The sequence below is a fragment of the Vibrio sp. 10N.286.49.E11 genome, assembly GCF_041469505.1.
GTDB classification, from domain to species: Bacteria; Pseudomonadota; Gammaproteobacteria; order Enterobacterales; family Vibrionaceae; genus Vibrio; species Vibrio crassostreae_C.
In genome coordinates, this window is record NZ_JBFRKQ010000041.1 from 51,721 (window position 1) to 65,756 (window position 14,036).

The window sequence follows — 14,036 nt, forward strand, 5'->3', positions numbered from 1 at the left end:
AAAGGAAAATACGCACATGACAATTGAAATTCTGGTTCCAGATTTACCTGAATCTGTGGCTGATGCAACAGTTGCTACTTGGCACAAAAAACCGGGCGAAGCGGTTGCACGTGATGAAGTCATTGTAGATATCGAAACAGATAAAGTAGTTCTAGAAGTACCGGCTCCTGAAGCGGGTGTTCTGGAAGCTATCATCGAAGAAGAGGGTGCTACGGTACTTTCTAAGCAGCTTCTGGCTAAAATCAAGCCGGGTGCTGTCGCTGGTGAACCAACGAAAGACACCACTGAAGATACAGAAGCATCTCCTGATAAGCGCCATAAAGCTGCGCTAACAGAAGAGAACAACGACGCGCTAAGCCCAGCTGTTCGTCGCCTGCTTGCTGAGCACAACCTACAACCAGCTGACGTTAAAGGCACTGGTGTTGGTGGTCGTATTACTCGTGAAGACATCGACGCACACCTAGCAGCAGCGAAAGCGGCTCCGGCAGCAGCATCTGCACCAGCAGTTGAAGCGCCAGCATCGGCTCGCAGCCAAAAACGCGTGCCTATGACTCGCCTGCGTAAGACAGTTGCAAACCGTCTTCTAGAAGCGAAAAACAGCACAGCAATGCTGACTACTTTCAACGAAGTGAACATGAAGCCAATCATGGACCTTCGTAAGCAGTACAAAGACCAATTCGAGAAACGTCACGACACGCGTCTTGGCTTCATGTCTTTCTACGTGAAAGCAGTAACAGAAGCACTGAAGCGTTTCCCAGAAGTGAACGCTTCTATTGATGGTACAGATATCGTTTACCACAACTACTTCGACATCAGCATGGCGGTATCTACGCCACGTGGTCTAGTGACTCCAGTACTCAAAGACTGTGACACACTAGGTTTCGCTGATATCGAAAAAGGCATCAAAGAGCTAGCAATCAAAGGTCGTGACGGCAAGCTAACGGTTGATGAACTGATGGGCGGCAACTTCACTATCACAAACGGTGGTGTATTTGGTTCTCTAATGTCTACGCCAATCATCAACCCGCCTCAAGCGGCAATTTTGGGTATGCACAAAATCCAAGACCGTCCAATGGCTGTTGATGGCAAGGTAGAGATTCTACCAATGATGTACCTAGCGCTTTCTTACGACCACCGTCTAATCGATGGCCGTGAATCAGTTGGCTTCCTAGTGACCATCAAAGAGCTTCTAGAAGATCCTGCACGTCTGCTATTAGACGTTTAGTATCGCTAAAACGTCTAGTTAACCCCGTTAGCTAGACGTAAAAAGTTTCAAAGGCTAGGCTGCTCAACGTCTGGCCTTCAATTGAACTGTAAAGCCATTAGAAAATGGACAGCAGTTGTTTTGAGAAGACCCTACAGACGTAACACAGGAAACTGTGTCGTTATGGAAATAATAATCCCTTAAGGGAAAATAAACGGAATATCAAAATGAATTTGCATGAATACCAAGCCAAACAGCTGTTTGCAGAATTCGGTTTGCCTGTACCAGAAGGTTTCGCATGTGATACTGCACAAGAAGCTTTCGAAGCTGCAGGTCGTATCAGTACAGCCAAGAAAGTCGTTAAGTGTCAAGTACACGCTGGTGGCCGCGGTAAAGCGGGCGGCGTAGAGCTGCATGACACCAAAGAAGGCGTTAAAGAGTTTGCACAAAAGTGGCTAGGTAAAAACCTAGTGACTTACCAAACAGACGCTAATGGTCAGCCTGTAACTAAGATCCTAGTTGAAGAAGCATCAAACATTGCTAACGAACTTTACCTAGGTGCTGTTGTTGACCGCGCAACGCGTAAAATTGTATTCATGGCGTCAACTGAAGGCGGTGTGGACATTGAGAAAATCGCTGAAGAAACTCCAGAGTTGATTCACCAATCAGCGATCGATCCTCTAGTAGGCCCTCAAGCTTACCAAGGCCGTGAACTGGCGTTCAAACTTGGTCTAGTTGGCGATCAAATCAAACAGTTCGTTAAGATCTTCATGGGTCTTGGCAAAATGTTCTCTCAGTACGACCTAGCTCTACTAGAAATCAACCCGCTTGTAATTACTGGTGAAGGCAACCTGCTTTGCCTAGACGGCAAGATCAACATCGACTCAAACGCGATGTACCGTCAGCCTAAACTACGTGAAATGCACGATCCATCTCAAGAAGATGAGCGCGAAGCACACGCAGCACAGTGGGAACTGAACTACGTAGCACTAGATGGTAACGTTGGCTGCATGGTTAACGGTGCAGGCCTTGCGATGGGTACGATGGATATCGTAAACCTACACGGCGGCAAGCCAGCAAACTTCCTTGATGTAGGCGGCGGCGCGACAAAAGAACGTGTAGCTGAAGCATTCAAGATCATCCTTTCTGATGACAATGTTAAAGCAGTACTCGTAAACATTTTCGGTGGCATCGTTCGTTGTGACATGATCGCTGAAGGTATTATCGGTGCAGTTAAAGAAGTCGGCGTAACAGTTCCTGTAGTTGTTCGTCTAGAAGGTACAAACGCAGACCTAGGTCGCGAAGTACTTGCTAATTCTGATGTTGATATCATTGCAGCTGAATCTCTAACAGATGCTGCTCAGAAAGTTGTTGCTGCTGCGGAGGCTAAGTAATGTCTGTATTAATTAACAAAGACACTAAAGTAATCTGTCAGGGTTTCACTGGCGGTCAAGGTACATTCCACTCAGACCAAGCTATCGCATACGGTACGCAAATGGTTGGTGGTGTTTCACCTGGTAAAGGTGGTCAAACTCACCTAGGCCTTCCAGTATTCAACACAGTACGTGAAGCGGTAGAAGTAACTGGCGCAACAGCAACAGTTATCTACGTACCAGCTCCTTTCTGTAAAGATGCAATCCTAGAAGCGATTGATGCAGGTATCGAACTGATCGTAACGATCACTGAAGGTATCCCTACAACAGATATGATCGACGTTAAAGTGAAGCTAGAAGAAACTGGCGTTCGCATGATCGGTCCTAACTGTCCAGGTCTTATCACTCCAGACGAGTGTAAGATTGGTATCATGCCTGGTCACATCCACAAGAAGGGTAAAGTAGGCATCGTATCTCGCAGCGGTACTCTGACATACGAAGCAGTTAAGCAAACAACAGATGAAGGCTTTGGTCAGTCTACATGTGTTGGTATCGGTGGTGACCCTATCCCAGGTTCAAACTTCATTGATATCTTGAAACTTTTCCAAGAAGACCCAGAAACTGAAGCAATCGTAATGATTGGTGAAATCGGTGGTACTGCGGAAGAAGAAGCGGCTGATTTCATCAAAGCAAACGTAACTAAGCCAGTTGTATCTTACATCGCTGGTGTTACTGCTCCTCCGGGCAAACGTATGGGCCACGCAGGCGCAATCATCTCTGGCGGTAAAGGTACTGCTGAAGATAAATTCGCAGCACTAGAAGCAGCAGGCGTTAAGACTGTTAAGTCTCTTGCTGACATCGGTAAAGGCCTACGTGAAATCACGGGTTGGTAATCAGCTGGCTTTTATCGATTGAGATAGAAGTTAATTGAAACGATATTAAAAAGGCTTGGTCACTGACCAAGCCTTTTTTTATGTTTTCGAGATACGAGATCGTACTGCTAAGTGCTAAGCTCGACTTCTAACCATTTGAGATAGCATAAACATTGCTGCCGCACTGATAACCACAGACGGGCCAGCAGGCGTATCATAGAACCAAGACAAGCTTAATCCACCGAATACAGCGATAGAGCCAATAATTGATGCAAGGAAGGCCATCTGCTCAGGTGTGCTCGAGAACTTCCTTGCCGTTGCTGCAGGAATAATCAGTAGCGATGTCATGATTAACGCACCAACAAACTTCATACCGACAGCAATCACGATACCGACCAATAGCATCAGAATCAGACGCATTAAATCAATGTTGATGCCATCAACCGCCGCGAGATCTTCGTTAACCGTCGTTGATAGTAGTGGTCGCCAAAAGATAGCAAGTACTAATCCAATCACAGCAGCACCCGCATAGATGAACACTAAATCCGTTGGAGATACTGCCAGCAAGTCACCAAATAGGTAGCTCATTAGGTCAACACGAACGTTATCTAAGAAACTGACAGCAACCAAACCAAGTGATAGCGCACTGTGCGCCAAAATACCGAGTAGGGTATCGGTCGCGACCAGCTTTTGTTTTTGTAAAGTCACTAGCAACACGGCCAGCATCAAACAACAAATCAGCAGCGCGAAATACAAGTTAATGTTGAACAGAAAGCCAAGTGCTAAGCCCATCAAAGAAGCGTGAGCAAGCGTGTCACCAAAGTAAGCCATCTTACGCCACACCACGAATGAACCTAGTGGGCCTGCAATTAGTGCAATACCCAAACCCGCCAAAATAGAGGGAAGAAGAAACTCAAGCATTAGTGGTGTCCGTGTTTATGGTTTGAACATTCATGCACGTCGCCTTCGACAGGCTGGCCTGCGAGATCATGATGGTGATGTTCGTGTTGGTGATGATAAAACGCTAGCGTCTCTTGGGTCGCGGTGCCAAAGAGCGCAATATACGAAGGATGGTGTTTGATGTCTGCAGGTGCGCCTGAGCAACAGATGTGGTGGTGTAAACAGATAACATCGTCTGTTTTTGCCATCACTAAATGCAGATCGTGTGAAACCATAAATACGGCACAACCAAAGCGGTGGCGAATGGTGTCAATCAAGTCATACAGGTCTATTTGCCCTTGAACGTCGACGCCTTGAGCCGGTTCATCGAGAACCAGTAGATCTGGTCTTCTTAGCAATGAACGAGCAATGAGCACACGTTGGTTTTCTCCGCCAGATAGTTGGTGCATGTTACTCTTCTGCAGATGTTCAGCACCAACAAGCTTCAATGCTTCAAGGAGCTCTTGCTGACTGAAATTGCCAGTGAGTTTTAGAAAACGCTCTACGTTGAGCGGTAGGGAATCATTGAGCTTTAATTTTTGTGGTACATAGCCAATTTTCAGTTTTTTAGCTTTTGTTATTGTGCCTGAAAATTTGGTCTGTAAACCCAGTACCACTTTTACTAATGTCGACTTTCCTGCACCGTTTGGCCCAATCAGGGTGGTGATTCTGCCGCGCTCTAAATTTAGAGAGATGTTGTCTAGAACTTTTCGACCGTCAAATTCGACGCTCACAGAATCTAGTTGGATTAAGTTATCCATGAATAGAACTCATTTGCAATTCGCTAATGTTATAATGTAACATTTACCTCAAGCCTAAGCTACTTTTCTATTATCGAGGGATTATGTCACGTTCATCTTTTATACTTGCTACTTTGCTTTTAGCGCCAAGTGTCGCAAGTGCCAATACTATTCTAACAAGCTTTAAACCAATTCAAATGATTGTGACAGAATTAACGCAAGGCGTTAGTGAGCCGGATGTGTTGATGAACAGCAATGCTTCGCCGCATGATTATGCGCTTAAGCCATCGGATGTCAAAAAAGTTCATAGTGCCGATATGGTCATCTGGTTCGGCCCTGACCTAGAAGCCTTTCTGACTAAGGTGATTGGTTCAAAAGAAAATGTTATCAAGATCAGTGATATTCCCGGAATCAACTTGCGAGAGTTCGGACACGAAGAGCATGACCACGATGCACATGAAGGGCACCACCACGGTAGCCATGACCCGCATTTTTGGTTAGGTATCGAGCAAGTTGAAGTAGCTGCAAAATACATCTCAGCTAAGTTGATTGAATCTGATCCAGACAACGCAATGGCGTACCAAGAGAATCTCGATTCATTCCTGATTGCATTGAAAGAGAAGCAACAGTCTATTCGAGAGCAACTTGCACCCGTGAAAGACAAAGGTTACTACGTTTTTCATGACGCGTATGGTTACTTTGAGCAAGAGTTTGAGCTAAATAACTTAGGTCACTTTACGGTGAGCCCAGAGCGTAAGCCGGGTGCAAAAAGCCTGATCGCTATTAAGAAAACGATAGTACGTGAAAACGTTCAATGTGTGTTTTCTGAGCCTCAATTCACTCCTGCTGTGATTGAATCAGTGACGCGCGGAAGTAACGCAAAACAAGGTCAGCTTGACCCTATCGGTTCAACAGTTGAAGTGAAGAGTGGAAGCTATTTCGATTTTCTTCAGCAACTTACAGATAGCTATACAAGTTGCTTAGACGAGAAGTAAGTCATAAACGAGTATTCTTTACTCTACTTTGCTCTCGTTAATTTATGAATCATGCCGCTTTTTGCGGCATTTTCGTGACCGCTAAGATAAAACCTCCTAACAAATAACAAACCTCCTTTCTCCTTTTCTAATTTCCGCTAAAATGGAAAGATAATAATAAGCACAAAAAAACTCAGTTTTTGGTTTAGCAACGATAAGACGTTGTGGTACCCAAAATTTCATGTGTTGTTGCTGTTCAGGATTAAGAGTTGTATCGAATTATCTTCAAAATGTTCATGTTAATGAGCATTTCATTTAGCGTTCTAGCGGTAAATACCTCGCCCTCCGTTTTCTATCCTTTGCCCGTTCAAGCGCAAGGGAATTTCCTTGCGGCTAAAAACTTGTATTTAGGTGCCGGAGGTGGGCTCTGGGTTCATGATGTGCATGGAAAAGTACTCTTTTACGATGGTCGAACTCTATTCCCTCGCAAGGGAAGCTTACTGCAATTTTCTTCGGAAAGAGTCGCCTTTCTGAACGATGAGTTTTGGACATTTTTCGACAATGAGGTCTATCGACATAACCCTGGAATTGGCAACGAATTGGCGTTTAGCCTAAGTCCCGGCGCTGAAATAGCGAATATCGGTGCATCAGGCGATTATATTTGGGTTACTGACGGCAGTAATTTCTATACCTACAACACTCAATCTTTAGAATTCAACACCTACTCTCTACTTAAACTGTACCGATACAATAACAGCAGTGACATTGCGATTAACGACGCTGAGTGGGTACTATCAAAGTGGGTGCTAGCGACCAGTTCTGGCGTTTACCTTTCAGAGAATCAAGAGTTTACCCATGTCACCGCATCAGACAAAAACCATATTGAGACGGTTTATTTTTCGAATGCTCGACGTGAGTTAGTGATCGGTACTTTAAATGGTGCTGTGATTGTTGATCTCGCGAACCCAGACAAAGAGACCATCGTTAAAGGGTCGCATGTTCTCTCGTTGGCCGAAACTTCGGACCAGTATTGGATTGGTACAGAGCACGGCCTTATTAGCTACAACTTTATTACGGGACAAATTACTCGATTCGAACAAGCCGCTAGTCAAGACTTCTCGTTACCGGGTGAGAAAATATATTCGTTGATAAACGATCATGCTGGTGGTATGTGGGTTGCGACAAACAACGGTATCCGATACTTCTCACTGTTCAGCAAAACCTTCTCGAGAACACCCCTAACTGGAATGGGCATGCATTCGAGTAGTGTGGTGATCAATAAAGTACTGCCTGTCAGTGACCAGTTATCTTGGGTCGCGTCTTCAATGGGGCTCTACTTGGTTGATTCTGAAAGTGAAGAGAACCCAATTCGTGTTTACTCTAACCCTGTTAATGATTTTGAGATCTTTGGCTCTTCCATTTGGTTGGCGACCGAACAAGGTATCATCAGTCTAAATACGGAAACACTACAACCCGAAGCCCTTGATTTACCAAGGCCAATTGAGGGAGTGCGTGTTGAAAACCTTGCGCTTCAAGCCGATAACGTTCTTTGGATGACCTCTGGGCAAAACCTCTATTCGTTATCTATCGAAACCATGAAACTGACGAGTTATGGCACTGACTGGTTAGTCGACAAGTTCTTGCCTGCGAAGATCACCGCTCTCAATGTAGGCTTGCTAGGTCGCATCTATATAGGAACGGATCATGGCTTCTACTCGTTCATTGATAAACGAATTAGCTTTAGTCGTTCCAGCGAACGGTTTGGCAAAGTCGTCGATATTGAAAAAGCGAAGGATGGAGCGCAGTGGTTTGCGAGCAGTTATGGCGTGTATCGAATCCCGGATGACAGCTCTATTATTCAAGAAATCACTCTTGTTGAAGACAATATTAGCCCCAACTGCCTGATAAGCGATGACAATGGTGTTTGGTTAGGCTCTTCGAAAGGCATCAGTTATTACGGATTGGATGGGCAACTGCATAAACACATAGGTTCGCCATTTGGTTTGATCACCAATGAACTGGCGGCAGGAGCGTGTGCTCTTTTTTACAGTCAAGATAGCCAACCTTCGAGGCTTGTTTTCGGCTCAAAGTATGGTGTAGTCAGCGCGTTATCTAACGAGTTACTGGTATCAACTACACCTCATAGCCGTGCCTTGTTGAGTAAGATAAGTGTCGACCAACAAACGGTATCACTTGGCGGGAAAACGGCAGAGCTGGATGAGATTCCTTATGGTTCATCGATGGGGTTTAAGCTAGGTATCTTACCAGCAACGTTCGCACCTGCGATGGAATACCGACTGAGCGACGATGAACCTTGGAGTGAGTTTGAAGGGGGCTTGTTAACGCTCGATCATCTTCTTCCAGGGGATTACACACTTGAAGTGAAGCCGGTTAAAGACTCCCATTATCGCTTTGTGTCAACCAATCAAAGCTTCTCGATTGCGGAGCCTTGGTATCTGACCAATTGGGCTGCAGCAAGCTCTCTGATATTACTGATTGGCGTTGTGACTATCTTAGTCTTTTGGCGTTCGCGTTATGTCACTTTTGCCAACCGGCACTTAAAAGCGCAAGTTGCACTGAAGACAGACCAATTGAGGCACCAAAGCCGGATATTACTCGCCACTAATCAACAGCTTAAAAAGCAGCTATCCGTGAAGAATGCGCTTGTGTCTCACACTGCCAATGAACTCTCTTCTGAAGTGAATCATATTGCTGCGATGCTCCCGAATTGGAATGACGAGCTCGGGAAGTCGCCGATTCTAACCTTGAAAAATGGCTTAGCTCAATTGAGTAATACGCCTCAAGGAGAAGGGCAAGTTTGTTACGATATAATTTTAATCTTAGAGGTGGTACTCAAAGCTTGGCAGGATGACTTAACCAAAGCCGGTATTGAACTGGATATTAAAGTCGAAACAAAACAACGATATGTCTCGTTGCTGTATTTTAATCTCGATATTATCTTCAATAGCTTGGTTGCGAGCATCATCAAGAGAAACTTTAAGTCGCAGAGTATGGTGGTTCTGGTTGAAGAGGTTAAGGAGCATCTTGTTGTGACCATTCGAGATCATGGGATGCCTTTCCCTAAACTGGCATCAAGCATGGGTGACAATACCGGAAAGTCGACCGACTTTAACATCGAAAAGCTGCCGCTATTGATGAATCAGAGCGGTGGTGAGCTTAATGCCTTTGTTTCGGAGTCTCAAAATAAGGTTCAGCTTTCGTGGCCAATTGAGTATCAAGTACTCGACAATCTTGAAGCCAGCACAATTGAACAGATTGAAACCATTAAGCTTGCCGCCTCAACACCAGAGCAACAAAAACTGACAGCGGAACAAGAGTGGAAGAACAGAGTGTCGCAGCTTGTGAGTGAAAACTACGCTGATGCCGAGTTCAGTACTGCAACTGCCGCTAAGTATTTGTTTATGTCTGAGAGAAGCTTACAGAGACGCTTTAAATCGGCTTACAACAAGACCTTCAAAGAGCACTTGAATGAAGTACGTCTAGAGCATGCGTGTGAGCGCTTACTCGCTGGAGAGAAGATCTCTGATGTGGCGTTTGATTCGGGGTTCAATGACCCTTCCTATTTCAGTCAAAGGTTTAAGCACCACTTTGGCATGTCACCATCTAAGTTTGCTGAAAACAACGAAGAGTAGCACGCAGCGGATACTCAGCTAGAACATAAATAAAGATACTTTAGCCTCGACATTCGTGTTGGGGCTTTTTTATGCTTCTACGAGATACGAGATACGAGATACGAGATACGAGATACGAGATACGAGATACGAGATACGAGATACGAGATACGAGATATGAGATAAATGGGGAGTTTAAAAAGGTTGTTGGGATAAAACAAAGGGAAGAAAAAAAATATCGTGGCATAGCCGGGGGGACTATACCACGGGTGCCAACGACACCTTCGCTTGCTGCCGGAGTGATATAGCAAAGCCATATCACCTCTGGAATAAAATTAAAGAGAAGTAGTTTCTCTTCGATGGAGTAACTATACGTCCAGCTACTTATTTTACTTATAAAATTAACGACAGATACCTATGAGAAAACCGACATTGTCTCAAGTGATTGATAATTAATGATTTGTTTTTGTTTGGGAGGGTTTGTACTAGTGAGGTAGTTCTCGCTAGTTGTTGAAAGTAACGTTTTTGACGTAAACGTTTTTAACGAAACTTACGAGTATGTATTTTCGAAAACATTGATTTCACACAATAGAATTGTGGGCATGTATGTGTATCATGGCGTTAATAACAATCTTTCTCATTATCAGTCACGAATTGGGTACTTATGAAACTCTCACAATTAGAGCAAGGAAAGGCGGCTTCTATTGTTGCACTAACAGGTTTAACACCAGACGTAAGGAAGAAACTTATGGTCATGGGTATGTTGCCAAAAACCGAGGTGACGCTTATCCGCCGTGCACCTATGGGTGATCCGCTTCAAGTTGAAGTGAGAGGTGTTTCTATCGCCATTCGTGAAAGCATTGCAGAACAAATCGAGGTTATCTAAATGGATTATCAAGTTCTTACCGTTGGTAACCCGAATAGTGGTAAAACAACACTGTTCAACGCACTGACTGGTGCTAAGCAGCACGTTGGTAACTGGGTTGGTGTCACTGTTGAAAAGAAGACGGGTTTATACTCGCACGCTGGTGATCAGTTTCAACTAACGGATTTACCGGGTATCTACGCACTAGACAGTGGTAATGATGCGAACAGCATCGATGAGTCTATCGCGTCTCGCGCTGTTTTAACTCACCCAGCAGATGTGATCATCAATGTTGTCGACGCTAGCTGTCTAGAACGAAGCTTATATATGACATTACAGCTGCGTGAGTTGGGTCGCCCAATGATCGTTGTGTTGAACAAAATGGATGTATTAAAGCGCGAACGTCAGGTGATTAACCTTAAAGCACTAGAGAAAGAGCTAGGTTGCCCAGTTCTAAGCTTGTCTGCAAACGATAAAGGTCAAGTGGTTCGCTTTAAAGAGCGTCTGCATAAACTGCTTGTTCAAGGTGTGAGCCTTGACCCTATCTCTATTGATTACGATGCCGCGTTAGAAGCTCTTATCCCTTCTGTTGAGTCACAATTTGATGATGCTGACGTATCTCACCGAGCGCTAGCGATTCGTGCTTTAGAAAATGATTACTTGGTATTGAATGGTTTAGCCCCACAAACTCGCACTCAAATTGATAGCGTGCGTCTTGGTGCCGATTTCGATATTGACCTTGCTGTTGCTGACGCTAAATACACTTTCTTACATGACCTTTGTAAACGTGTTCGTCGCAGCGAAGGCAAACTAAGCCGTAACTTTACAGAGAAAGCAGACCAATTCATTTTGAACAAATGGGTCGGTATTCCTTTCTTCTTCGTTATCATGTACCTAATGTTCATGTTCTCTATCAATATCGGTAGTGCGTTTATCGACTTCTTCGATATTGGTGTTGGAGCAATATTAGTTGATGGTGGACACCACTTATTAGATGGCCATTTACCAGTTTGGTTAGTCACTGTACTTGCTGATGGTATTGGCGGCGGTATCCAAACGGTTGCGACCTTTATTCCTGTTATCGCAGCGCTTTACCTATTCTTAGCGGTACTAGAAAGCTCAGGCTACATGGCTCGTGCTGCATTTGTACTTGATAAAGTGATGCAGAAGATTGGTTTACCGGGTAAAGCATTTGTCCCACTTGTACTGGGCTTTGGTTGTAACGTGCCTTCAATCATGGCAACTCGTACTCTTGACCAAGAGCGCGAACGTAAACTAGCAGCATCAATGGCGCCGTTTATGTCATGTGGTGCTCGTTTACCGGTATACGCACTGTTTGCGGCGGCGTTCTTCCCAGGTGCAGGACAAAACGTAGTATTCGCTCTGTACATCATGGGTATCGTTGCTTCTGTATTTACGGGTTTGTTCCTGAAAAGCACGATCTACCCAGGTAGCAGTGATAGCTTAGTGATGGAAATGCCAGATTACGAATTGCCGACAGTGCAAAACGTAATGTTGAAAACTTGGCAGAAGCTGAAGCGTTTCGTACTTGGTGCAGGTAAAACAATCGTGATGGTTGTGGCTATTCTTAGTTTCCTAAACTCTCTAGGTATGGACGGCAGCTTTGGTAACGAAGATAGCGAAAACTCAGTACTGTCTAGAGCAGCTCAAGTTGTAACACCTGTATTCCAACCAATTGGTATTACTGAAGAGAACTGGCCTGCAACGGTTGGTATCATCACAGGTATTTTCGCTAAAGAAGCCGTTGTTGGTACATTAAATAGCCTATATACAACGCCTTCTGATGAAGAAGCAGCTGAGTTTGACTTAGCAGCAAGCCTGCAAGAAGCGGTAATGACGATCCCTGAAAACCTAGCCGGATTGAGCTACTCAGATCCATTAGGTATTGAAGTTGGCGACTTGTCTGACTCTAATTCTGTAGCAGCTGACCAAGAAGTCGATACCTCTATCTTTGGTAACTTGAAAGACAAGTTTGTATCTGGTCATGCGGCATTCGCTTACTTGATTCTTATCCTGCTTTACACGCCTTGTGTGGCCGCGATGGGTGCTTATGTTCGTGAATTTGGTCAGACGTTTGCACGCTTCATCGCGGTTTGGACGATGGCTCTTGGTTACTTTGGTGCGACTTTCTACTACCAAGCGGCAAACTTTGCTGCGCATCCTGTGACAAGTGCAGTATGGATGGTGGCGATTGCTGGTGGTTTTGTGGTGACGTATCGCGTCTTCAAGAAAGTGGGCAGTAAGCAGAAAGCACTAGAGGTGCAAGTCGTATGATTTTAACTGAACTTCATCAATACATTGATAGCCACGGCGTTGCGGCTCGTAAAGAGCTCGCTGCAAAGTTTGGCATGAGTGAAGATGGCGTCGATGCGATGCTGAGTGTTTGGGTCAAGAAAGGGAAAGTTTCTCGCTTGGTCGATACGAATAAGCATGGTCATACAACGCGTATTCGCTACACCATCAGCAAACAAGATGGTTTGTCGCTTAACGTGATGATGTAGTTCGGTCTTCAGACTCTCGTTGAAAAAGGCGAGATTAGAAAATGACAAAGCCGCTTATCTAAGATGAGCGGCTTTTTGTTATGTGTCTTTTCTGAAGTGTTTTACTTTAAAGCTCAATGAGATGAACTCGAATTATGCTTTCTTGAAGATAGAGCTCAGTGACAGAACGTTTTGGATACGAGTCAGGATAGCGGCTTGATCTTCTTCACTGCGCTGTTCGCCTTTTGTATTACCCCATACTGGGCCGGGCCAAGCAATGTCGTCTTTGAAGCGTGCAATATGGTGGATGTGCAGTTGTGGCACCATATTACCCAGCGCACCAAGGTTCAATTTGTCTGGTTGGAACGTTGCTTCTAATGCTTGGCTTACCGCCTGAGATTCATGTAGGAACTGCTGTTGCTCTTTCATTGGTAAGTGGTGCAACTCTTTTAGGTTGGCACGTTTTGGTACCAAGATAACCCAAGGCACTGCGTTATCTTTGTGTAGCAGGGCTAAGCTCAGTGGAAATTCGCCGATAAGTGTGGTGTCTTTCGCAAGTTGCGGGTGAAGTTCGAAGCTCATGATCTTTCCAATTAATTGTTTTACATGAGTATAAGGTCGGAGTTTGAATGTGGCTAGGGCTTACGTTCTCAATAAGCAGATTCCCTATCACGTTCGTCCCTCACTGTAGGGAATGATGGTGAGAAGAGGGATAACGATTTGGTGTGGTTTGATGGCGCATCATTGATGTTGTCTTGGATTCACTACACCTATTCTCGTCATCTCCTAGAGCGACGAATGAGCGTAATAGGAGATCTCTTGCTGTGTAGGTTAGCTAATCGCTTAAATAATCGAGTAAACAAACCTCCAGACAAAAAAAAGGTTGACGCTTTCACGTCAACCTTTCTAATTTTCTCGAATCTCGAATCTCGAATC

At 44.7% G+C, this 14,036-nt stretch carries 11 protein-coding genes; 8 read left to right on the plus strand and 3 right to left on the minus strand.

Annotation, left to right across the window (positions count from 1 at the left end; all coding sequences use genetic code 11):
* The first annotated feature begins 16 nt into the window (after positions 1-16).
* From odhB to sucD, 3 genes are all read left to right on the plus strand, one after another.
* On the plus strand, positions 17-1,225 hold the full coding sequence (gene odhB, locus AB4167_RS09465) for a 2-oxoglutarate dehydrogenase complex dihydrolipoyllysine-residue succinyltransferase (RefSeq protein WP_372136443.1): 1,209 nt from the start codon (positions 17-19) through the stop codon (positions 1,223-1,225).
* Positions 1,226-1,431: 206 nt separating this feature from the next.
* The gene (gene sucC / locus AB4167_RS09470; RefSeq protein ID WP_019820479.1) at positions 1,432-2,598 is read left to right on the plus strand and encodes an ADP-forming succinate--CoA ligase subunit beta; all 1,167 of its coding nucleotides are present in this window, start codon (positions 1,432-1,434) and stop codon (positions 2,596-2,598) included.
* Positions 2,598-3,470: a succinate--CoA ligase subunit alpha gene (sucD, locus tag AB4167_RS09475; RefSeq protein ID WP_017061945.1), complete on the plus strand. Its 873-nt coding sequence runs from the start codon at positions 2,598-2,600 to the stop codon at positions 3,468-3,470. Before sucC ends, sucD begins: the two co-directional genes overlap by 1 nt.
* 114 nt (positions 3,471-3,584) lie before the next feature.
* Here sucD and znuB read toward each other — a convergent pair whose 3' ends face one another.
* Together znuB and znuC are read right to left on the minus strand one after the other, a co-directional pair.
* Positions 3,585-4,370, minus strand: coding sequence for a zinc ABC transporter permease subunit ZnuB (znuB, locus tag AB4167_RS09480; protein ID WP_017061944.1), 786 nt, complete (start codon positions 4,368-4,370; stop codon positions 3,585-3,587).
* A complete protein-coding gene (znuC, locus tag AB4167_RS09485; protein WP_372136444.1) occupies positions 4,370-5,149 on the minus strand; it encodes a zinc ABC transporter ATP-binding protein ZnuC in 780 nt (259 codons plus the stop codon). Before znuC ends, znuB begins: the two co-directional genes overlap by 1 nt.
* 83 nt (positions 5,150-5,232) lie before the next feature.
* On the opposite strand from znuC, the gene znuA reads away from it, so the two are divergent.
* From znuA to AB4167_RS09510, 5 genes are all read left to right on the plus strand, one after another.
* Positions 5,233-6,123: a zinc ABC transporter substrate-binding protein ZnuA gene (znuA, locus tag AB4167_RS09490; protein WP_017067380.1), complete on the plus strand. Its 891-nt coding sequence runs from the start codon at positions 5,233-5,235 to the stop codon at positions 6,121-6,123.
* A gap of 269 nt (positions 6,124-6,392) precedes the next feature.
* Positions 6,393-9,755 (plus strand): helix-turn-helix domain-containing protein, encoded by a 3,363-nt coding sequence (locus AB4167_RS09495; protein ID WP_372136462.1) that lies wholly within the window; start codon positions 6,393-6,395, stop codon positions 9,753-9,755.
* Between the two features lie 643 nt (positions 9,756-10,398).
* Entirely contained in the window at positions 10,399-10,620 is a 222-nt protein-coding gene (locus AB4167_RS09500; protein WP_004734203.1) for a FeoA family protein, read from the plus strand.
* Positions 10,621-12,894, plus strand: coding sequence for a Fe(2+) transporter permease subunit FeoB (gene feoB, locus AB4167_RS09505; protein WP_372136446.1), 2,274 nt, complete (start codon positions 10,621-10,623; stop codon positions 12,892-12,894).
* Positions 12,891-13,121: a FeoC-like transcriptional regulator gene (locus AB4167_RS09510; RefSeq protein ID WP_017061938.1), complete on the plus strand. Its 231-nt coding sequence runs from the start codon at positions 12,891-12,893 to the stop codon at positions 13,119-13,121. Before feoB ends, AB4167_RS09510 begins: the two co-directional genes overlap by 4 nt.
* 132 nt (positions 13,122-13,253) lie before the next feature.
* Here AB4167_RS09510 and AB4167_RS09515 read toward each other — a convergent pair whose 3' ends face one another.
* On the minus strand, positions 13,254-13,682 hold the full coding sequence (locus AB4167_RS09515) for an HIT domain-containing protein (protein WP_017061937.1): 429 nt from the start codon (positions 13,680-13,682) through the stop codon (positions 13,254-13,256).
* Positions 13,683-14,036: the final 354 nt, after the last annotated feature.